This is a genomic window from Planococcus wigleyi, assembly GCF_014836985.1.
Taxonomy (GTDB): domain Bacteria; phylum Bacillota; class Bacilli; order Bacillales_A; family Planococcaceae; genus Planococcus; species Planococcus notacanthi.
Map to the genome: position 1 here is coordinate 388,117 of NZ_JACSPU010000003.1, position 21,483 is coordinate 409,599.

Annotated in this window: 23 protein-coding genes; 14 read left to right on the forward strand and 9 right to left on the reverse strand. The window is 45.0% G+C overall.

All coding sequences use genetic code 11. The annotated features are described in order from the left end of the window. Position 1: 1 nt before the first annotated feature. Positions 2-1,384: a class II fumarate hydratase gene (fumC, locus tag H9630_RS10625; RefSeq protein ID WP_191715458.1), complete on the forward strand. Its 1,383-nt coding sequence runs from the start codon at positions 2-4 to the stop codon at positions 1,382-1,384. A 103-nt stretch (positions 1,385-1,487) separates the two neighbouring features. Here the strand turns inward: fumC and aldA are convergent, their stop codons facing one another. Continuing rightward, positions 1,488-2,936 carry an aldehyde dehydrogenase gene (gene aldA, locus H9630_RS10630; protein WP_191715459.1) on the reverse strand — a complete coding sequence of 483 codons (1,449 nt, stop codon included), beginning with the start codon at positions 2,934-2,936 and terminating at the stop codon, positions 1,488-1,490. A 223-nt stretch (positions 2,937-3,159) separates the two neighbouring features. Between aldA and H9630_RS10635 the strand changes: the two genes are divergently transcribed. The 3 genes from H9630_RS10635 to H9630_RS10645 all read left to right on the forward strand — a co-directional run bounded on the left by H9630_RS10635 (position 3,160) and on the right by H9630_RS10645 (position 5,471). Further along, positions 3,160-3,822 carry a Dph6-related ATP pyrophosphatase gene (locus tag H9630_RS10635; RefSeq protein WP_191715460.1) on the forward strand — a complete coding sequence of 221 codons (663 nt, stop codon included), beginning with the start codon at positions 3,160-3,162 and terminating at the stop codon, positions 3,820-3,822. 6 nt (positions 3,823-3,828) lie between these two features. Further along, positions 3,829-4,821, forward strand: coding sequence for a GNAT family N-acetyltransferase (locus H9630_RS10640; protein ID WP_191715461.1), 993 nt, complete (start codon positions 3,829-3,831; stop codon positions 4,819-4,821). A gap of 293 nt (positions 4,822-5,114) precedes the next feature. After that, positions 5,115-5,471, forward strand: coding sequence for a hypothetical protein (locus H9630_RS10645; protein WP_191715462.1), 357 nt, complete (start codon positions 5,115-5,117; stop codon positions 5,469-5,471). Positions 5,472-5,525: 54 nt separating this feature from the next. Here the strand turns inward: H9630_RS10645 and H9630_RS10650 are convergent, their stop codons facing one another. The 3 genes from H9630_RS10650 to H9630_RS10655 all read right to left on the reverse strand — a co-directional run bounded on the left by H9630_RS10650 (position 5,526) and on the right by H9630_RS10655 (position 6,732). Beyond that, positions 5,526-5,945 (reverse strand): hypothetical protein, encoded by a 420-nt coding sequence (locus H9630_RS10650; RefSeq protein WP_225218488.1) that lies wholly within the window; start codon positions 5,943-5,945, stop codon positions 5,526-5,528. Between the two features lie 18 nt (positions 5,946-5,963). Then, positions 5,964-6,101 carry a hypothetical protein gene (locus H9630_RS18810; RefSeq protein ID WP_225218489.1) on the reverse strand — a complete coding sequence of 46 codons (138 nt, stop codon included), beginning with the start codon at positions 6,099-6,101 and terminating at the stop codon, positions 5,964-5,966. A 76-nt stretch (positions 6,102-6,177) separates the two neighbouring features. Then, complete coding sequence (locus H9630_RS10655) at positions 6,178-6,732, reverse strand: M15 family metallopeptidase (RefSeq protein WP_301610489.1); 555 nt, start codon at positions 6,730-6,732, stop codon at positions 6,178-6,180. Positions 6,733-6,837: 105 nt separating this feature from the next. Between H9630_RS10655 and H9630_RS10660 the strand changes: the two genes are divergently transcribed. Genes H9630_RS10660 through H9630_RS10670 form a run of 3 tightly spaced genes read left to right on the forward strand, consistent with a single transcriptional unit; the run spans position 6,838 to position 8,975 of the window. Beyond that, positions 6,838-7,569 carry an NADPH-dependent oxidoreductase gene (locus H9630_RS10660; protein ID WP_191715464.1) on the forward strand — a complete coding sequence of 244 codons (732 nt, stop codon included), beginning with the start codon at positions 6,838-6,840 and terminating at the stop codon, positions 7,567-7,569. A gap of 45 nt (positions 7,570-7,614) precedes the next feature. Then, entirely contained in the window at positions 7,615-8,229 is a 615-nt protein-coding gene (locus tag H9630_RS10665) for an NAD(P)-dependent oxidoreductase (RefSeq protein ID WP_191715465.1), read from the forward strand. Between the two features lie 23 nt (positions 8,230-8,252). Beyond that, complete coding sequence (locus tag H9630_RS10670) at positions 8,253-8,975, forward strand: alpha/beta hydrolase (RefSeq protein WP_191715466.1); 723 nt, start codon at positions 8,253-8,255, stop codon at positions 8,973-8,975. A 238-nt stretch (positions 8,976-9,213) separates the two neighbouring features. On the opposite strand, the gene H9630_RS10675 is transcribed toward H9630_RS10670, so the two are convergent. Both H9630_RS10675 and H9630_RS10680 read right to left on the reverse strand, forming a co-directional pair. Beyond that, the gene (locus tag H9630_RS10675; protein ID WP_191715467.1) at positions 9,214-10,158 is read right to left on the reverse strand and encodes an ABC transporter permease subunit; all 945 of its coding nucleotides are present in this window, start codon (positions 10,156-10,158) and stop codon (positions 9,214-9,216) included. After that, complete coding sequence (locus H9630_RS10680) at positions 10,136-11,059, reverse strand: ABC transporter ATP-binding protein (RefSeq protein WP_191715468.1); 924 nt, start codon at positions 11,057-11,059, stop codon at positions 10,136-10,138. Before H9630_RS10680 ends, H9630_RS10675 begins: the two co-directional genes overlap by 23 nt. 151 nt (positions 11,060-11,210) lie before the next feature. Between H9630_RS10680 and H9630_RS10685 the strand changes: the two genes are divergently transcribed. After that, complete coding sequence (locus H9630_RS10685; RefSeq protein WP_191715469.1) at positions 11,211-11,630, forward strand: hypothetical protein; 420 nt, start codon at positions 11,211-11,213, stop codon at positions 11,628-11,630. A gap of 51 nt (positions 11,631-11,681) precedes the next feature. On the opposite strand, the gene H9630_RS10690 is transcribed toward H9630_RS10685, so the two are convergent. Together H9630_RS10690 and H9630_RS10695 are read right to left on the reverse strand one after the other, a co-directional pair. Beyond that, positions 11,682-11,936, reverse strand: a complete 255-nt coding sequence (locus H9630_RS10690) for a hypothetical protein (protein WP_191715470.1) — start codon at positions 11,934-11,936, stop codon at positions 11,682-11,684. Continuing rightward, positions 11,933-13,090, reverse strand: a complete 1,158-nt coding sequence (locus H9630_RS10695; protein WP_191715471.1) for a class I SAM-dependent methyltransferase — start codon at positions 13,088-13,090, stop codon at positions 11,933-11,935. Before H9630_RS10695 ends, H9630_RS10690 begins: the two co-directional genes overlap by 4 nt. 158 nt (positions 13,091-13,248) lie before the next feature. Between H9630_RS10695 and H9630_RS10700 the strand changes: the two genes are divergently transcribed. The 5 genes from H9630_RS10700 to cydC all read left to right on the forward strand — a co-directional run bounded on the left by H9630_RS10700 (position 13,249) and on the right by cydC (position 19,723). Further along, a complete protein-coding gene (locus H9630_RS10700) occupies positions 13,249-14,892 on the forward strand; it encodes an AMP-binding protein (RefSeq protein ID WP_191715472.1) in 1,644 nt (547 codons plus the stop codon). A 209-nt stretch (positions 14,893-15,101) separates the two neighbouring features. Continuing rightward, entirely contained in the window at positions 15,102-15,833 is a 732-nt protein-coding gene (locus H9630_RS10705; protein ID WP_191715473.1) for a hypothetical protein, read from the forward strand. A gap of 110 nt (positions 15,834-15,943) precedes the next feature. Beyond that, on the forward strand, positions 15,944-16,114 hold the full coding sequence (locus tag H9630_RS10710; RefSeq protein WP_191715474.1) for a hypothetical protein: 171 nt from the start codon (positions 15,944-15,946) through the stop codon (positions 16,112-16,114). A gap of 178 nt (positions 16,115-16,292) precedes the next feature. Continuing rightward, entirely contained in the window at positions 16,293-18,020 is a 1,728-nt protein-coding gene (gene cydD / locus H9630_RS10715) for a thiol reductant ABC exporter subunit CydD (RefSeq protein ID WP_191715475.1), read from the forward strand. Continuing rightward, positions 18,017-19,723, forward strand: coding sequence for a thiol reductant ABC exporter subunit CydC (gene cydC, locus H9630_RS10720; protein ID WP_191715476.1), 1,707 nt, complete (start codon positions 18,017-18,019; stop codon positions 19,721-19,723). The genes cydD and cydC overlap by 4 nt, the downstream gene beginning before the upstream one ends. Before the next feature lie 287 nt (positions 19,724-20,010). Here cydC and H9630_RS10725 read toward each other — a convergent pair whose 3' ends face one another. Then, entirely contained in the window at positions 20,011-20,241 is a 231-nt protein-coding gene (locus H9630_RS10725; protein ID WP_191715477.1) for a hypothetical protein, read from the reverse strand. Between the two features lie 207 nt (positions 20,242-20,448). Here H9630_RS10725 and H9630_RS10730 point away from each other — a divergent pair, with 207 nt between their 5' ends. Beyond that, positions 20,449-21,468 carry a fatty acid desaturase gene (locus H9630_RS10730; RefSeq protein ID WP_191715478.1) on the forward strand — a complete coding sequence of 340 codons (1,020 nt, stop codon included), beginning with the start codon at positions 20,449-20,451 and terminating at the stop codon, positions 21,466-21,468. The last annotated feature ends 15 nt before the right edge of the window (positions 21,469-21,483 follow it).

Sequence of the window (21,483 nt, forward strand, 5' to 3'; positions counted from 1 at the left end):
AATGCAGTATCGTACAGAAAAAGATACCATCGGTGAAATTCAAGTTGAAGCGGATAAAATGTGGGGCGCTCAAACACAGCGCAGCGTACAGAACTTTGAAATCGGTACGGAACGTATGCCGCATGAAGTCGTTATGGCTTTTGCTCAATTGAAAAAAGCGACAGCTAAAGCAAACCATAAACTTGGAAAATTATCAGAAGCAAAAATGAAAGCGATTGAACTTGCAGCGAATGAAGTGATCGAAGGCAAATGGAATGATCATTTCCCATTGGTCGTTTGGCAAACAGGAAGCGGCACACAATCCAATATGAACATGAACGAAGTTCTGGCACGCCGTGGAAATGAAATTTTGGCAGAACAAAATTCTGAAGAAAAACTTCATCCAAACGACGACGTGAACATGTCCCAAAGTTCAAACGATACGTATCCGACTGCAATGCACGTTGCAGGTGTATTGGCAGTGACTGAAAACCTTGTGCCGGCTGTTCAAAAGCTGAAAGCAACATTGGATGAAAAAGCACAACAATTCAATGACGTCATCAAAATCGGACGTACGCATTTACAAGATGCGACGCCTTTGACATTGGGCCAGGAAATCAGCGGCTGGAGACACATGCTTGAAAAGAGTGAACGCATGATTCGTGAAAGCGTTGAACACATGCGTGAATTGGCAATCGGCGGTACAGCAGTTGGAACAGGCATCAACGCGGATCCAACGTTCGGCCCATCAGTTGCTGAGTTCATCAGTGAAGCTGTTGGAACTACTTTCACTTCAGCAGAAAACAAATTTCATGCGCTGACAAGCCACGATGAAATGGTCTACACGCACGGAGCCATTAAAGCCTTGGCAGCAGATGCAATGAAAATTGCCAATGATGTACGCTGGTTGGCAAGCGGCCCACGCAGTGGAATCGGCGAAATCACCATTCCTGCGAATGAGCCGGGAAGTTCCATCATGCCAGGGAAAGTCAATCCGACACAAAGTGAAGCATTGACGATGGTAGCAGCTCAAGTAATGGGCAACGATGCAACAATCGGTTTTTCCGCAAGCCAAGGAAACTTCGAATTGAATGTCTTTAAACCAGTCATTGCTTATAACTTCCTGCAATCTGTTCGTTTGTTGACAGACAGCTTGATCAGTTTCAACGATCATTGTGCAGTCGGCATTGAAGCTAATCTGGACGTTATTCAAAATCACGTGAGCAATTCATTGATGCTGGTAACGGCGTTGAATCCGCATATTGGATACGAAAAAGCTGCGGCGATTGCTAAACAAGCCCATAAAGATGGCACAACATTAAAAGAATCTGCTGTGAACAGCGGCCATTTGACTGCGGATCAGTTTGACGAATGGGTAAAACCGGAGAACATGGTAGGGAAATAAAAAACAAAAAGCGGCTGGAATTTCTCCAGCCGCTTTTTAATCCGCTCTTTTAAACGCCATAAAACACTCTTCTGAAACAAAAGAAGAGTGTTTTTACGTGTATTTACTTTCCGTTCTTATATTGCATGTAGACCACTTGCGTGACCAGGAAATCCTCCATGCCGTGTTTGCCATCGGCGCCGCCAAGTCCAGATTTGCGCATGCCGGCGTGATAGCCTTGAATCGCTTCAAAATTTTCTCGATTTACGTAGGTTTCGCCGAACTTCATTTCATTGACGACTTTCATGGCTTCGTTCAGGTCGTTTGTGTAGACTGCTGAAGATAAGCCGAATTCTGTATCATTGGCTTTTTCGATGGCTTCCTCCAATGTGCTGTAAGTGGTGACAGGCAATACAGGACCGAAAATTTCATCGCGGATAATCGCCGAATCGTGCTCCACATTTGTCAAAACTGTCGGTTTATAGAAAAAGCCGGGTTGGCTATCGTCGCGTTCACCGCCGGTAGCGACCGTTGCGCCTTCACTCACTGCCTGTTTGACCATATCATGCACGGTATCAAGCCGATCCTGGCTGACAAGCGGTCCCATGTCCGCTTCTTTGTTCTTCCGCGGGTCTGCCAAAGTCTTAGATTCGAAAGCGGCCGTTAGTTTTTTCGTGAATTCTTCCGCAATGCTTTCATGGACATAGACCCGTTCGGCGTTTGTGCAGGCTTGCCCATTATTTGCCAGTCGGGAGGTTGTGATGGCTTCAGCTGCAAGATCGAGATCTGCATTTTGGGTGACGATAGCAGGAGCCTTGCCACCCAATTCCAAATTGACTTTGGTGATGTTCTTTGCGGCGGCCTCCATTACTTTGGTTCCTGCTGGGACGCTGCCGGTCATGGTGACGAGCTGTACTTTTTCATGTGAAGCCAGTGCATTGCCGATTTCAGATCCTGTTCCAGTCACGACATTGTAGACACCTGCCGGAATTTCATCCATTTCATGAATGATTTTTGTGAATTCCATGGCGGTGTTTGGCGTTTGCTGGCTTGGTTTTAAGACGATTGTACAACCGGTAACAAAAGCTGTTGCTACTTTTCTGGCCAATATGAAAACCGGGAAATTCCAAGGAACAATTCCTGCTACGACGCCGATGGGCTTTTTGTAGATGAAGATGTTTTCATTCGGCCGGTCGCTTGGCACGATTTCGCCTTCGATCCGTCGTGCCCATTCGGACATGTAATGGAAATAGTCAATGGCAAGATCGATTTCGCCGCTCGCCAATTCATAGCTTTTTCCTTGTTCTTCCTGCAGCAAATCAATGAATATATCGCGTTTTTCTGCGATTTTATCTCCCAATGCACGAACAATTTTACCGCGTTCGATATTGGGTAGGAGCTCCCAAGATTTTTGTGCCTCGAACGCGGCATTTACAGCGCGGTCGACATCCTCTTTTGTTCCATTAGGAATCTGCGAAATGGTTTCTTCTGTCGAAGGGTTGATGATGTCGATCCATTCTGTTCCGGTGGAGTCTGTATACGTTCCATTTATATATAATTGATGTTGTTGCATGAGTCTGCCTCCTTTGTGTTTAATAAGCTTTTCCCTGTGCTTTACTGTGTTAAACAGACAGGGTCTCAATAGAAGGGAAACCAGAATGCTAAAAAGAGTCAGCGGATGGAGACAAAAGGATTTCCTTCGTATGGGCAGATTAAAAAAGGCTGTTTAAAAGGGATTCAATCAAGCTGTGACGAATTAGTTACAGTAACAGCGAATCAGAAAAAAGAGGTGCATTATGCAAAAATCATTTGTTATGTCTTGGAGCGGCGGGAAAGATTCAGCGCTTGCCTATTACCGCGCCGTGTTGGAAGGGCATGTGCCGCTTGCCTTGTTTACCATGTTCGAAGAAGATGGCTCCAAATCACGGTCACATGGTTTGCCGATTGAAGTCATGGAGGCACAGGCAGAGCGGATGGGTTTGCCTTTAGTCATCGGAAAAGCCAGCTGGTCTGGTTATGAAAAGGAATTTATTAAGCAACTGAAGAAATTTAAAGCCCAAGGAATTGATATGGGAGTTTACGGCGATATCGATTTGGAAGACCATTTGAAGTGGGTGGAAAAAGTCAGTGCAGAAGCAGACATGAGTGTCGGACACCCTCTATGGCAAGAGCCGCGAAGAAAGATTGTAAAGGAATTGGTGGGCGAAGGTTTTCGGGCAGTCATTACAGTAGTCGATACAAAGCGCTTGGATGAGCGTTTTTTGGGACGTGAATTCACTGATGAATTGATAGATGAATTGGAAGCGGAAGGTGTGGATGTCTGCGGTGAAGAAGGGGAGTTCCATACGATGATTGTAGATGGCCCAATTTTCGTTGAACCGGTGCCAGTCATATTCGGTGAAAAAATCAAGGCAGGGAACTACGGTATATTGGAAGTGAAACTTCATTCAGAGGAGTGATCACGGATGATTCAAATCATGGGGATGGAAGAAAAACATATTCGGCAAATGGCGGTACTGCTGGCAAAGCGCCATGAAAGGGAGCGTAAGATCTTCAGCTTTCTGCCGACAACGTTCGAAGAAATCGATGATACCGAAGAGGTTCTGCGGCATATGCTCGAACGTCCATTCATCAATGGCATAGTGGCAGTCAGAGGGATTGATGTAATCGGTTATTTGCTTTATGAGTTTAAAGAAGATGCTAAACACGGGCGCTATGTATGGATGGACTATGAATCCATCGCTATCAGCGAACATGAAAATCCTCGTTTGTTGAGGTTGTTATATGCAGATGCTGGAGCTGAGTGGATCAAACATGGCTATTTTCATCATAGATTAATGGCGCCGCTGGGCAATGAAGCAGTTATTGACCAATGGCTGGACCAGTCTTTCAGTTTTGAACAGAAATATGGAATTTTGTCGCTTGATGATTTTGAACCGGAAAACGGCACACTTCCGAAGCTCGAGTTTCGAAAAGGAAAAAGGGAAGACGCATCATTACTGAAAAAAATGGGAATGTGGAATAGCATTCATCAGGCAGCCGCTCCTTCTTGGCAACCTATTACACGTGAAACTTTAGAGGATGTAAAGGAAAGCTACGAAGCTTTGAGTGAAGACCAGGATGCATATTTATGGATGGCTGAGCAGGGGGACCAGATTGCCGGATTCCATGTCTATTTCCGCAAGGAAGACCCGCTGAGTCTGGTGACTCCCGAAAATTGTGCCGTGCTTCCTGCAGCATCGACTAATCCGGACCTCCGAGGAACAGGAGTAGGGCGGGCGTTAGCCAATTACTGTTTCGATGAGATGAAGAAACAGGGCTATGAGTATATTTTCGCAGATTGGCATACGCCCAATCAACTAGCTTCCTATTTTTGGCCGAGAATGGGATTTCAGCCCATCATGGTCCGTATGGTAAGGAAAGTGGATCCGCGAATTTCGTGGGCACATGGCGAATAGTTGGAAGCCGGCAACAGATGACTCTAGACGAATCGACATAATAAAATCCTCTTATTGATTCATCAAGCCACTTACTAATTTTAAAAATTCGAATAAGCTAGAAGCATCAGGAAAACGATAGCGTTTCCACCTAAAATATCCGCTGTAACTACTTGGTTCGTAAAACGCAATTAAATAATTTGGTCAAGTGCTGTAGAGATTAGTGCTATCAGCAAAGCCGAAAAGTAACTTTCCATAAACATGGGAAGACTTTTCGGCTTTTTCTTTGGTCAAAAAAGAAGGGGAGAAACGTGTTGAAAGATCCAACAGATTTTCAAGAAGAAATAAGCTTTTATTTTTCAAGATCCAAAGGCACACACGAAGAAGCGGGAGAACAGTTCATCACCTTGTTTGCACGTTTAAGTGTCATCATCCCTTCACATGAGAAAGAAGCGGAAACCAGTGGACATCAAACCTTATGGGTTGATATAGACCAAGTGAAAGAACAGCAGGCTACGCTTAAAACGAGAAAAATGCCAGATTTTATACAGCAATATGAAGTGCCGGAAGCGTTGTTTTGGGAACTATACAAAATTTCTCAGCGTTGTCCTGATGAGCTGTATTATCTGACGCCATTGTCGCATCTGCACGATTACAGCAACCGCAGTTAATTGACTCCATTCCTAAGAATTAAAACAGCGCGGTCCAATAGGACACGTGCTGTTTTAATTTTCTGGAACGACTTTAAAGTCGATTTGTGCATGGATTTCATAAGGAGTGGCGGAACCAGCAGAGCTTGTGGCAGTGAAGTTCGCAAAACCATCGATTTTATAATAACCGGGCGGAAACTCTTTTTCCATAATACGCTGAACAAATTCAATATAAACTTCATCTTCTTCGGCACTATAGCCGCCGCTGCCAGTATAGTCTTCATGCAAGGGCTCCCCTTTGGTTAATCGGGTAGTCAACAATGGTTCGTTCATGGCATATTCAACGACATATTTCCTTGTCTCTTCGGAAAGGGGGAAATGGAAAGGGGAAGCGGCATGGGAAATTTCAATGTTCTCCTGTGCACCGTTATATTCCAGTTCCGCATAAACTTTTATTTCTTCGCCTTCGGTGTATTGTTCTTTTTCGCTTATCAAGCGATAAATGAAGTCACCTTAGACAGCGTCGGATTGAGCAGAATTCACAGTGAAATCACTTATATCATCTGCCGGTTGTCTTAGTGGTTCATCAACCCCGCAGGCTATCAGCACCAAAGCAGGAATAAGAATACGGATGGCCCTGAACGTTTTCATCACTCGTATGCCTCCTTTGTCTATAAGACGAAGAAGCAGGAGCATCTGTTACAAACAATAGAAAAAACAGCGGTGTTTATTCCATTTTATCTTCTGGGCGCCATCCTTGTTGCAGTTCGCGGATCGACAAGCCGAAAGTCATTTCGAGATGTGGGTAATCCTTGAAACGCTGCCAGTCACCACCCCAGTCAAATCCAAGTTTCTTGCCGATAGCCGCAACTTCGAACCAATCACTTTCTCCGTTGCCGTTGCCGTCTCTTGTAATGTCCCAAACAACCGATCCGTCATCAAAGCGCAGAGCGTAATCGATGGCCAACCCATAATTATGATAGGACTCCCCAGCTTCTGCATGCGTCACAATAGAGCCAGGCGTACTTCGCCCTTGACTATGGAGGTCTGCCTGTTCTTCAGGGGAGCGGTAACCATCGGTAATAATAATATCGATTCCAATTTCAGCAGCTTGAGCGACCAGCTGATCGCGTTTTTCTTCTACGATGGGGTGCAATCCGGAAGGCAATGGGCGCTTCTCCAATTCTTCCCGAAACGCCATTTCCTTCTCCAGCCATATAAATAAAAAACCGCCGAGAATCACTAAGAAAAAGATCGTAAAAGCGGTCTTTGCGTGTTTCAATTTCATTCACCTCTGTAGGTTCTATTGTAGCAAAAATCATGAAAAGAGTATCGCAGCAAAGAATTTGGTACGATAGAAGAAATGAAGAGAGAGGGGATACAATCAATGGTTATCGAATTGATGAAAGCGCACGCTTCTGTACGGGACTATAAAGAAAAGCAATTGTCACGGGAGGAAGTCAGCGAACTGGTTGCAGCGGCGCAACATGCAGCCACATCCCACTTTGTCCAAGCTTATTCAATCGTTTGGGTAACAGATCCTGAAAAACGCAAAAAACTGGGCGAACTGTCCCAAAATGCTAAACAAATGGAAGGCGCGGGAGCAGTCTTTCTGATGTGTGCCGATTACAACCGGCTGCAGCATGCAGGCAAGATGCAGGGACAGGAAATTGTCTTCGATTACGCGGAAAATTTGATTGTAGCTGTAACCGATGTTGGTTTGCTGGCGCAGAATCTTGCTCTTGCAGCTGAATCGAAAGGCTATGGCATCTGCTATATCGGCGGCGTCCGCAATAATATGGAAGCTATCAGCGAACTGGTCGGATTGCCTGAAGGTGTCTTCCCGGTTTACGGCTTGACCGTCGGTGTTCCGAACGAAGCGAATGGCGTCAAGCCACGTTTGCCGGTCGAAGCGATTTTGCATGAAAATGAGTACGATGAGGCGAAGTATGAAACCATCTTGCCGGAATACGACAATACGATCCAAGCCTATTATGCAAGCCGCGGATCGAATCAGAAAACCGCTACTTGGACGCAACAAATGGCAAATTTCCTAAGAAAGCCACGCCGTGAAGACATTAAAGAAGTATTGGCGAAAAAAGGCTACCATTTCAAGTAAGGCAGACAAAGTTTTTTGATAAAGAAAACCTAAGGAGGAAAAGCAATGAAGCTGGCACTATTCGGAGCTACAGGACGTGTGGGCAGCGAAATTCTTAAACGGGCTTTAGCAGACGGCCATCACGTAAAAGCTTTGGTCCGGTCTGAAAAATTAGAGGCGCACCCGAATCTGGAAATGATTATTGGGGACGTACGAAATGCAGAAGACGTTGAAAAAACGATTATTGGGACCTCAGCGATTTTCAGCGCTATTGGGACAGACCGAACAACGACCTTATCTGAAGCGGCGCCGCTGATTGTAAACGCGATGGAAAAAAACGGCATCGAACGAGTGATAACCATTGGGACGGCGGGAATTTTGGATAGTCGGTTGAGCCCAGGCCTGCTCCGTTACGAAGGTGGAGATTCCAAGCGCAAGCTGACGTTTGCTGCAGAAGAACATGAATCGGTTTATCGGTTGTTTGAAAAAACCTCTCTTCAATGGACCATTGTTTGCCCCACATACTTGCCGGATGGCGAAGCCCGCGGCAATTATCGTGCAGAAAAAGATCTGTTGCCTGAAGAAGGAAAAGAAATAACGGTTGGGGACACGGCGGAGTTTGCGTATCGCCAGCTGGAATCACTGGAATTCATTCAGAGCCGTGCAGGCTTGGCTTACTAGAAAGTTTAGACAGAAGGTGCTCCATGAAAAAATGGTTAGTGCGTATAGGATTGGGCGTTTTTGCTTTATTGGCAATTGCAATCATCAGCTTTGTTATTTATGCTCAGTTTGATAATGGACCAAGTGCTGTCTTGACTGAGAATGTAGATCTATCTGCAATTGATCGGGATGAAGAGGGCTTGATTTTTCAGCCGGAATCACCTAACGGCAAAGGAATTATCTTGTATCAGGGAGCAAAAGTGAAAAAAGAAGCTTATGCATACCTCGGGCAATCCCTAAGCGAGAAAGGCTTTGTTGTTTCGATCCCCCAATTGCCATTGAACTTTGGGATTCTGGGTTCAAGAAAAGCGGATGCTGTGATTGAAGAATATCCTGAAGTGGAGGAATGGTTTCTTGGCGGCCATTCTTTGGGCGGTGTAGCCGCTTCATTTTATGCGGAAGATTCTTCGTCAAAGCTGACAGGGCTTTATTTCCTTGGCGCATATCCAGCTGGCGACTTTTCGGCCAGCGACTTGCCTATGCTGTCGATTTATGGAGAGTTGGATGGCTTGTCTACAGTGGAAGACATTGAAGAGAGCCGGAAATTATTCCCGGATGACAGTGTCTTCGTTGAAATTGAAGGCGGCAACCATGCGCAATTCGGTTTATATGGTGAACAAAAAGGTGACGACGCAGCTGCAATAACGCCGATCGAGCAGCAAGATCAGGTAGTAGAGATATTAACCCAATGGATAAACGAAAACTGACCCATAGGTTCTGGGCCAGTTTTCGTTTTTTTATAGGTTTCGGAAGTACAGCTTTTAACCTTCGCCAGCGCGTCTTATGCCTGTCGAATCTACATGGGCGTTTCCGCTTTTCTTGTTGTCCAGACTCCGGCAGCCAGCTCCTCGAGACGCTTCAGCCTTGCCGGCAATGGCCAAGGGCGCCATTACCAGCAATGCTTCCAGCGCTTGTCGGAGCTAAGCGACTGCCTTCGCTTTTCTTTTACGCAGTGATGTCTCTTCTGCCGAATGTCCAGTAGCTGATAGCCATGAATACCAAAAAGTAAACGGCCAGTACGACGATGGACATCTGGATAGTGATATCAGAAATCATGAAATTACCGGTGAAAAATTGTGTCAGGTCGGTATGGGTAAACAAATAATATTTGACGATTTCATAGTTCTGTAATAGGAAGACGGCTTGGATGCCTGTAAACATCAGGAAGATCGATAAGCCGATTGCTAAGGAACTGGAGCGGAAAACGGTGCTCAGCATGAATGCGAACGTGCTGATCATCCAGACACTTGAAAATTTAAGTGCTGCGAGTTTGAGGGCTTCCAGCCAGAACGAAGTTTCTGACACTTCCGACCCGTTCCACACGAGGAGGGTTCCGTCGCTAATTCCAAAAAAGAGCAATCCTGCGAGTGCTGTGGAAATCAATAAAATCACGGTCAATACAACGGCGAACAGCAGAACGGTTATGTATTTGGAAGTGAGGATTTTCCAACGTTTCACCGGCCGTGTCAACAACATTTTAATGGTTCCTTGTGAAAATTCAGAAGCTACAATGCCGCCGGCCATAATGACTGCCAATAGCGTAACGAGTGACATCATCATATGGGTATCGATCACCTGTTGTTGCATACTGGCGTATTCAAATGAAGGAATGTCATTTGCCAGCCGGTGCTCAGCGATGGCAATCCGCCCTTCATAATAATCCGCCTGTGGTTCGCTGAGATCGGGCTCTTCCAGCATGACCATACTGTTGGCGATTTCTGCTTGAGCAATGTCCCGCCAGTTCTCGTTGGCGTTTTCAGTGGCTGTCGAATTCATCCATTTGGTGATGCCGATACCTGCAAATACGACCACGACCAGCAATGCAGCCATAATCCAAGTCATTTTTCGGCTCCATAGTTTCATCCATTCATTTTGTATGAGTTTGAGCAATTTCGCCGCCTCCTGTCATTTCAAGGAATTGGGATTCCAAGGTTTCACGATATGGCTGGACGGCAAAAATTCGTACGCCGGCTCCGACCAATAAGTTGATGGCTCCCGGAATATGCTCGGCGCCAGAATCGATCAGATAGCCTTTATCATGCAATACGGCGGGAAATCCAATGCCTGTCAGCACTTCACCGGCCAACTCCAGAGGTTCTGCTTGAATGTAATAGCGGGATTTCTGGAGATCATTGACGTTTTTGATATCGATTAATTCGCCGTTTTGAATAATGGCAATCCGGTCGCATAATAATTCAATTTCAGACAAAAGATGGCTGGAAACAAAAATAGCCACTCCGTTTTCCTTGGCTATTTTCTGCAGGTAAATCCGGAATTCACGAATGCCGGCCGGATCTAGGCCGTTTGTAGGTTCATCGAGAATAAGGAATTTCGGATCATGCAGAAGGGCTTGTGCCAGACCCAGGCGCTGCCGCATGCCGAGTGAATAGGAAGCTACTTTTTCATTGATGCGATTTTGCATGCCGACCTGTTTGACGACTTCATCAATCCGTTCTTTGGATATTCCTTTGTGCATCCGTGAAAAATGAAGCAAGTTCTTGTAACCGGACATGTATTTGTACATTTCAGGATTTTCCACGATGACCCCGACTTTTTGGATGCTGCCTTCGAAGTCTGCCTGCACGGATTGGCCGTCGATCCATACCTCGCCTTCAGTCGGCCGCATCAAACCGACCATCATCCGGATAGTCGTGGTTTTTCCGGCTCCATTGGGGCCGAGAAATCCAGTGATTTCGCCTTTGTGCAGGTCGAGGCTCAAATTTTTGATGATTTTTTTCTTGCCGATTGTTTTCGATAGATTCTTGATTTGGACAATCGCTTGTTCAGCCATACTCTGCCACCTACTCTCTTATATGTCATTAGTAGTAACGAACCAAGTAGGCTAAAGTTTCATTTTTTTAAAGTGAACTTCGGCAACAATGCTTATTGGACGCGGAAAAAGGGAATAACAGAACCAACAGCAAACGATGGAGGGATTGGCCATGAAAGAGTTGGAGGACAAAGAACAGGTTCTGATCGCTTATTACACGCAATATTATATGGGCGGAGGCTATAGTGACATTAAGAAATTAGATCAGCATCTGGCGCAGGAAATCGGTGAAGACCGATATGCCGAGGTGATGGACGAATTGGAAAGTGAGGGGCTGATTTTTGGCATGGAGCAAGTGGAAGCCCGTGAAAAAGCTGGAGAAGACAGCCCAATGGCCACAAATGAAGGAATGCTTTCTGTCCACTCTATATTGAACCTGCAATCAGAATCAATAGAGAACCATCAACTTGATTATCTAAAGAATCACCTAAAAACCAGCAACCTCAAATTCAGTTTAGCGCCGGTGGAAGCTTATATTTATAGAACAATTGAGGAAAAGGCGCAGCAAAAGCCCAATGAAAACTCCCCTTGAATGGACAAAAAAGCGATGGCCGGAATTCCGGCCATCGCTTTTTTGATAGATTTAGAGCTTGAATATAAAAAACACCAGAAAAATAAAAAGGATTACAAGCGTGTTGACAGTGAACGAAGTTTGCTTACTGACAGGTTCCTCAAGAGACGGAAAGCGTTCAACAATGCGCATTGCGCCATAAATCAGGGCACCCAATATCAGCAAGGTCACTACCAGGTTCATATCATAAATACGAATGTCGATAAAACGGATCAGCACGACAGAAAGAGCAAGAATCATGCCGTTCACTAAATTTTTGCGTTTCATAGATACTCCTTTAATTCGTTTTCGAGAAATGGATCGGCTGACAGCAATGAAGTAAATTGTTTGTACTTCTTAAATTGTCCAGCCCCCGGTTTTCGGCCGGTTTTATAAGCGCGGATTAAAATGTTTTTAGGCGTATGCTCCATATCAATGAATTCCATCAATTGCGTTTCGTAGCCAACGAGAGACAGCAGTTCTGCCCGGATGGAGTCCGTAGCTAAAGCGCTGAAACGCTCTTTGATCAAGCCGTGCTGCAGCATGATGCCAAGTTCTGATGCGGCGATTTGGCTGTTCAATTCGTGCTGGCAGCAAGGGACGCTCAAAATCACTTTTGCATCCCATTTGACGGCGCGCGATAAAGCCATATCGGTTGCTACATCGCAGGCATGCAATGTAACAACCATATCGACAGCGGATTCCTCATTGTAGTCATTGATGTCTCCGACCAGAAACTCAAGCTGTTCATAGCGGAGATCTTCCGCAATCTGCTGGCATTCCTCAATCACTTCTTTTTTCAGGTCAAGACCGGTAACCCGCAGGTCCAAGCCTTTTTCAATGCGCAAGTAATGATACAGCGCAAAGGTCAAATACGATTTTCCTGAACCGAAATCAAGGATCCGGACGGTGCGGTCCTGCGGCAAATAGGCAAGTGCATCATCAATAAACTCAATGAAACGATTGATTTGGCGGAATTTATCGTACTTCTGCTTTTTGACTTTTCCATCCGAGCTTTGAACGCCGAGGCGGACCAGGAATGGATAGGGAATGCCGTCTTCCAGTAAGTATTGCTTTTTGCGGTTATGAGAAAGCTCAGCTTTTTTCTCGCCGGTCTGTTCGGCTTTCCAGCTGACTTTGAATTTTTTGGAAAGCTGGATCTGCACTTTTTCATCCGTGAATTGAAACAGGGCTTGGCGAAAGTCATTGAAAAGAGATTCCAATTTACGGCATGCTTCTTCAAGGGGCAAGTTTTCGTGTTTCAGCACATGTTCATGCTGATATTCAAATTGGATTAAGTATTCGTTTTTAATTTCAACCGGCTTCAGTTTGATCCGCTTGATGTCATTGGATTTCAGTCGTGGCTGGCTGACGGTTGCTGACACCAATTGCTGCTGCAAAAGGCGTTCTGTCAATTGATCCTGCATTGTTTGTAATTCCATGGTCGATCCTTTCCGTTGCATGTAATAGTTTTAGTTTATCATGCGGTGCATAAAAAGAGCGAGCTGTCCGGTTCGTTCCGATAAAAGCACGTCCCATTAATTTGGAATTTTGTGATAATATAGATGGGTGAAAACGTTTTCAAATAGGGGGATGGAAAATGGTGACTTTGCAGAAAACAGTCGGGCAAGTCGTGAAAGAACAGGCTGCGCTGAATCCGAAGACAGAAGCTTACGTCTATCCGGAACATGGGATTCGAAAAACCTACAAGGAATTTGATGAAGAAACAGATCGCCTGGCAAAGGCATTTATTGGAATTGGGATTGAAAAAGGGGAACATGTGGCCATTTGGTCAGACAACAAGCGTGAATGGCTGCTGAGCCAATTCGCCACCGGGAAAATGGGTGGTATATTAGTGACGGTCAATACGAGCTACCAATCGAGCGAACTTGAATATTTATTGGAGCAGTCGGACGCGACAACTTTGATATTAGGGGAAGAGTTTAAAGGTACGAGTTATATAGAAATCGTCAACACGGTTTGCCCGGAGTTGGCAACGGCTGAGAAAGGCAAAATCGTCAGCAAGAAACTACCGCATTTCAAACGGGTGATTGTCATGAGCAACTCGAGTTACCCAGGAATCTACACATGGAATGAATTCGAGGCTTTTGCTGAAAAGGTCAGCGACGCTGATTACCAGGAACGTTTTCATTCGATGGATCCCGACGACGTCATCAACATTCAGTATACATCCGGCACAACCGGATTTCCGAAAGGCGTCATGCTGACGCACCTGAACGTTGTCAATAACGGCAAACTGATCGGTGATACGATGAACCTGACAGAAACCGACCGCTTGTGTATTCCTGTCCCGTTTTTCCATTGTTTTGGCTGCGTGCTTGGAACAATGGCTGCAGTGACGCATTCGACGACGATGGTCATTGCAGAACAGTTTGAACCGAAACGTGTACTGCAAATGGTGCAGGATGAAAAGTGCACAGGACTTCATGGAGTGCCGACGATGTTCATCGCCGAGTTGAACCATCCGGATTTTGCGTCTTTCGATACGTCGACGCTGCGTACAGGCATCATGGCGGGCTCTCCTTGTCCGATCGAAGTGATGAAGAAAGTCATCCATGATATGGGGGCTTCGGAAATTACTATCGCTTATGGCCAGACAGAATCATCACCGGTCATCACACAGACGCGGGCTGATGATGACATCGAAAAACGGGTGTCGACAGTCGGCAAACCGCATACGGGAGTGGAAGTGAAAATCATCGATCCGTTGACAGGGGAACAGGTAGCGACCGGAGTGCCTGGAGAACTTTGTACAAGGGGCTACCATGTTATGAAAGGCTACTATAAAAATGTAGAAGCCACAAAAGCTGCGATCGATCCGGAAGGTTGGCTTCATACGGGCGACATCGCTGTTGAAGACGAAGATGGCTATATTGCCATCACCGGACGCATCAAAGATATGGTAATCCGTGGAGGCGAGAACATTTATCCGCGTGAAATCGAAGAATTTCTTTATCAGCATCCTTCTGTACAGGATGTTCAAGTAGTGGGTGTGCCTGATCCGAAATATGGGGAAGAGCTGATGGCATGGGTGATCTTGAAAGAAGGAGAAAAGCTCGATGCAGAAGAGCTGAAAGCTTATTGCACAGGAAAAATATCCCGGCACAAAATTCCGCGCTATATTGAGTTCACCAAGGAATATCCGATGACGGCTTCAGGGAAAATACAAAAGTTCAAGTTGCGCGAGCTATCAGTCGAACAAAGCCGAAAAGCTGAAGTGTGAGAAAAGAAATAACAGAAGTTGTAAGGCATCCTTTTGGGTGCCTTTTCTATTTTGCTTATAGATCAATCCTTGTCCTAGTTTACAATTCTTCATAAAGGGGAGATAAGTAAAAAGAAGTTTGTCTCGAATATAGGATATTTGGTGTTTCGCAGAAATAGCCGCACCCTTCTTATCTGGCCATCTATCTGTCTAAAAGGAGGAGCTTGCGGATGATTTGGCTGAGCTTCATTTTTGCCATTGGGTTTGTTTTGATCCATCTGTTTTCAAAACGTTTAAAACTGTTGAAAGTGTTGCCGCGAAGCCGGTTCCTTTCCATCGCGGGTGGGATATCGGTCGCTTATGTCTTTTTGCACTTGTTGCCGGAACTCGGAGTTTTCCAAGATGAATTGCAGGGTGAACTGGAGAATGGCAGTCTGAGATTTTTGGAAAATCATATATATTTGCTTGCGATGACCGGATTGGTCATCTTTTATGCACTGGAGCATTGGGTGAAGACCTCTAAAAAGAAAAACAGACATCTTGCAGAGCCTAAAGCAGCGACCGGAGTTTTTTGGGTTCACATTATCACTTTTGCTTTGTATAATGGCGTCATTGGCTATTTGCTCGTTAGGGAAGATTATCAGGATATGGGGAGTATGGTTTTGTTTTTTTCCGCGATGGCTGTTCATTTCATGGCCAACGATAAAGGGTTGCGCGCTACCCACCCAGAGGATTACGACCGGTACGGAAGATGGTTGTTGGCTGCGGCGATTCTGATCGGCTGGGGAATTGGTGCCGTTACGGAAGTGCATGATTGGATTATGTCAGTACTGACTGCGTTATTGGCAGGCGGCATTATTTTAAATGTTTTAAAGGAAGAATTGCCAGAAGAGCGGGAGAGCAGTTTATTGGCCTTTTGTACTGGGCTGATTTCTTATTCCGTCCTATTGTTACTTTTGTAAAATAAAAATTTATTTTTATAGCAAAAAAAGAAAGATAATGGTATAATAGTCATGCTAAGATAGGTAATAAAGCATGGTATAAAAACGGCTTACCTAAGAGGGTGTTTACAGTGCTTACAGAAGAAGAATTGGCCATTTTCGAATATGAACTGATTAAGTTAATGGATGAATATCGAAAATGTGTTGATCAATCCTTAAAACTGAAAATACAGGAAGACATGACTTGGCTGAAAACGGCTATTTTTTCAACGGGCATGCATGGACAAACAATTGAAAATTAATCATTCGCACCCTGCTTGGCTGACCGCCAGCAGGTTTTTTTGTTTACATGCCAAGAGTGGAATTGTGAACAGGACTGTAACAAAAATCGCTATAAACGCAGCAGCTATGGGCGCCTGATGAGGGTTTCAACATCGGATGCCTTATAATAGAAGGAGGTAAAGTGAAGGAGAGAATGGCATGAACGATTTAAAGCAACTGGCATTTCAGCGGAAGAACAAGATGGCTTTCCTGGTAGTGGCGTCGGTTTTAAAAGGGGTTGCTACCATTGGGCAAGCCTTGTTTTTCGTGGCTATTGCAGATCGGGTCTTTCTTCAAAATGCTGCATTCGAAAGTTTGCTGCCGTTGTTTGTCGGCTTGTTGTCGGCGATCCTGCTGCGTGCAGGTGCCGGGTATGCAATTGGCCGGGCAGGCGTGAACTTGGCTGCTGATGTAAAAAGTGAATTTCGGAGTACTTTAATAAAATCGTTTGCTTCAAATCCGCTGCAATCAGCAGCTCAAGGCCAATCCGGCCAGAAAGTCAGCTTGTTGATGGATGCAGTAGACGAAGTAGATGGGTTCTTCAGCAAATACATTCCACAAATGATTCAAACTTATATTATTCCACTGTTATTATTGGCGGTTATTTTTACTCAAAACTGGACAACCGGAGTTATTATCCTGATTACGGCCCCATTTATTCCGGTTTTCATGGCTATGGTCGGAAAAGGGACGAAAAAAAAAGCGGACGAAAAAATGGAGCAACTCAGCCAGTTTTCGGGTACGTTTCTTGATGTGTTGCAAGGTTTAACGACACTCAAGTTATTCGGACAGGCTGAAAAACAACGGAACACCATCCGCAAGAGCAGTTTAAGTTTCCGAGACTCCACAATGGACGTATTGAAATCAGCGTTTCTTTCTTCTTTGATGCTGGAGTATATCTCAATGCTGAGCATCGGAATCATTGCACTTGAAATCGGTCTGCGCCTTGTCGTCTTCGACAGCATCAGTTTTTTTACGGCATTTTTCATTTTGATTTTAGTGCCGGATTTCTTTAATCTGCTGAAAGATTTCGGCAGCGCCTTTCATACAGCAAGAGGAAGCGTGTCGGCAGCAAATCAATTGTCAGCTGAACTAGAAAAAACTCATCCAAGTCTGGTTTGGGGCAGTGAGAAATTGGCGCCTGAACCACCGCATCTTTCGCTTGAGGGCTTGTCTTTTCAATATGGCGATGATGGTTTTACTTTAGCGCCAATGGATGGTGAGATTCCTCCTTATAGCCAAGTGGCGATCATCGGCAAAAGCGGATCAGGAAAAACGACGCTCATGCAGTTGTTGGCTGGGCTTTTGCCGCAAAGTGAAGGGCGTCTGATGATCAATGGAGTCCAACGGGAGAAAATGAGTGAACAATCCTGGTTTGACCAATTAAGTTATATTTCTCAAAACCCTTACCTTTTTGCAGGCACGATTCGGGAGAACATGGAGATCGGTGCCAATCGGCAAGTCAGTGATGCTGAAATTTTGGATGCAGCTGAAAAGGCAGGGATTGCTGAAATGGTCTTGGCACTTGAGCAGGGATTTGAAACGCCTATTGGTGAAGCAGGTCGTGGATTATCGGGTGGAGAAAAGCAACGGATTGCATTGGCGCGGGCTTTTCTGAAGAAGCCTTCTTTGATTTTATTCGATGAGCCAACAACCGGCCTGGATTTGCGGACCGAACAAATTCTGCAGGATTCACTAAGTGAACTGCAGAAAACATCGACGGTTATCACGGTGGCACACCGTTTGCATACCATCAGGAAAGCGGATCTGATTTTCTTCCTTGACGGCGGCAAGCTTGAAGCTGTTGGAAGCCATGATGAATTGCTGCAAACATATAGTCTATATAAAGAAATGCTATCGGCACAGCAAGGAGGCAGTGTGCGATGAATGAATTAAAGCATGTATTAAAATTGACGCTCATTGAAAAAAAGGATGTCTCGATTGCCATCTTCTTCGGGTTTTTAGCGGGGATCGCCAGTGTGGCATTGATGGGATCGAGTGGTTATTTAATTTCGAAAGCTGCGTTAACTTCTCAAATGACGACATTGGTTGTGATGGCGGCTTGTCTGAAGTTATTCGGTTTTGCTTCGGCATTGAGCCGGTACGGTGAGCGTTTGTATTCACACCGCGCCACATTTACCATGCTCAGCCATTTAAGGGTCTCATTTTTTGAACGGCTCACGCCGCTTGCACCTGGGATTTTCGGCAAATATCGGAGCGGTGACTTGTTGTCTCGCATTGTAGGAGACGTCGAAAGCCTGCAGAATTTTCTATTGCGTGTTTTTTATCCGCCAGTTGTATTAAGTATTGTTTTTTTAAGCACCATTTTTTTCAGTTCGTTCTTTTCCATAGGCATTGCTTTGGTTATGCTGATCGGCATGCTGTTGACTGTAGTAATCGTGCCTGCTTTGTTCTCTATCCGAAAACGCAAAACAGATGGGCAGGTCAGAGCGATGCGTGGAAGCCTGGCTGTAGAAGCCACCGAATTTCTGTACGGTTTCCGTGATTTGAAAATCCACCAGCAGTTAGGCAAAAAAGAACAGCTGCTGAAAAAAGATGCTGACCAGTATAATGAAGGGCAGCGAAAAGAGGGCTTGGAAGAAAATTTGGCACAGTCAATCAATTCATTGGTCGCGTTGCTGGTTTCATTCTTTGTTCTGGGTGTCGGCGCATATTTTGTTGCCGCTGGTGAACTGGAAGGCTTATATTTGGCGATGCTCGTCATGATTTCCATTGCCGCTTTTGAAAACGTGGCACCTATGGCGGCATTTCCAGCTTACTTTGAAGAAAGCAGAAAAGCAGCTGTGCGATTGGAGGAAATTGTCGCAGTTCCTGGGGCCGCACAAGGAATAGAAAAACTTCCGGATAGACCGCTTGAAATCAACTTGAAAGAAGCGTCCTTCAGTTATCCAGGAGAAACAGCGCTTGCGGTTGATGGGGTATCGCTCCAGTTGAAGCCAGGAACAAAGACTGCGGTTGTCGGGCCCAGCGGTTCAGGCAAGTCGACTTTGATGCAATTATTGCTGAATGTTTTTCCTGTCGATCAAGGCCAATTGTCCATTGGTGGAAAGCCGGTGGAAACACTCGATCAAGAAGCCATTTGGCAGGAAATGAATATCGTCCTCCAGGAAAACCATTTCTTTTTTGGCACAATCCGCAGCAATTTATCGATCGCTAATCCAGCGGCAAGCGATGAGGAGATGGAACGGACATTGGCCCAAGTCCAGTTGGAGTTGTTTCCGCTTGAGATGAAGGTCGAAGAAAAAGGACAGAATTTGTCCGGAGGCCAAAAACAGCGTTTGGCGATTGCGCGTGCTCTTCTAAAAGGGAAGTCGCTCTGGTTTCTGGACGAGCCGGTTTCTTCCGTCGACAGTGTAACAGGAAGAGCCATTTACGAAGAATTGTTCCGACAAGGCCATAATGATACCTTTGTTGTTATCAGTCATGACTTGGTGGGTCTGGAGAAGATGGATCAAATTGCCGTCATGGAAAATGGCCGGATCGTAGAAATAGGTTCTTACAACGAATTAATGAAGAAGCACTCTTATTTCTACCAGTTGAAGCAAATCGAGAATAGTGTTTTTGCATAGAAAAGCGGAAGCAATCGTCTAAGGAAGGTAACCTAAGTACGCGACTTCCTGTCGCAACGGTTACCTGATCCACATCCTGTGGACCTCCGACAGGCATAAGGCACTTTGGCTGTATGGCATTTCTTCAGCCGTATGGCCAGAGGGACTTATGACCCCGAGGGGCTGATCGCTGGAGCTGGACATAGAAAAGCGGAAGCGATCAGCAGCTCTTCCGCACATTAGAGCAAGCAAGGAAAGCCCCTTCATGCGAATATGCATAAAGGGGCTTTTAGGTTCTTGGAGACTTTTTATTTCAACATCAAATAATCGTCTTTTTTGGCATCTTCCAGCTTCATTTGTTCCAGTTCAAGGCGCATCTTCTGTGTTTCGATGACATAGTTATCGTGCTTCAGTTTTTCAAGCTCCAGCTCAGTTTGGAGCATCTTGTGCTTCAGTTTTGTTTGGGCTTGAAAATGTGAAGTGATAATGCCTGCTAATGGAATTGAAAAGACCATGATGACGGCGACGAGACCGGTCATAAGCTCCACTCCGTTCTGATTTTTCTGATTATTTACAGTATACACATATTGCTTGTAATTTTAAAGAGCTTGATTTTCTGAAATACATGACAACTGTCATATAGAAATATAGACGTTTGTGTCTTATTGTCATGTTGCTTTCACTTTATGATTAGGTTAATAAGTTATTCGGATTGAAAAAGTCCGCATAAGGAGGAAGCCGAAAACATGAGCAGAGAAAAAACAGCACAATTACGCAAGTTTGTCGCACCTTTCGAAAAGGCTGACGTCAAAGCAAGTGTAAGACAATTAGCAAATACAATTCCACCTTTCATTTTGGCATGGTTCTTAGCCTATCAGGCGCTTGATGTCTCTATCTGGTTAACAATTGCATTATCAGCAGTGGCTGCGGCATTCGTCATCCGCACATTCATCATCTTCCATGACTGCACACACGGATCATTTTTCAAAAACAAAAAAGCTAACGCAGTTGTCGGGACGATTACTGGCATCATGACACTTTTCGCATATGAAAAGTGGAAACGTGAGCACTCGATTCACCATGCTTCAAGTGGTAATCTTGATAAGCGCGGAGTCGGCGATATCTGGGTTATGACAATTGAAGAATATGTGGAAGCATCGAAATGGGAACGTTTCAAATACCGCATGTACCGCAATCCACTGGTCATGTTTGGATTCGGACCGTTATTCCTGGTCTTGATCTCAAGCCGTTTCAACCGTAAAGATGCACGTAAAAAAGAACGCAATAACACGTACTTGATCAATATCTCGCTTGTTGTCATCTATTCGCTTTTAATCTGGGCAATTGGTTGGCAGGCATTCCTGATCGTTCAAGGTACAACCATGTTTATAGCTGGAGCGTTCGGCATTTGGTTGTTCTATGTTCAACACACATTCGAAGATTCGTATTTTGAAGACGAAAACGAATGGGATTATGTAAAAGCGGCTGTAGAAGGAAGCTCTTATTACCAGCTTCCGAAAGTATTGCAATGGGTAACGGGCAACATCGGTTTCCACCATGTGCATCACTTGAGCCCGCGTGTTCCAAACTACAACTTGGAAAAAGCGCACGAATCCACTCCGCCGCTTCAACAGGCAACAACAATAAACATTAAATCCAGCTTGAAATCATTGCGCTATAAATTGTATGATGCACCAAATAAAACATTCGTTACATTTGGCGACATCAAACACTTATTAGGCCATTCGAAAACTGTTCAACAGTAATAGTTGGCAGAAAAA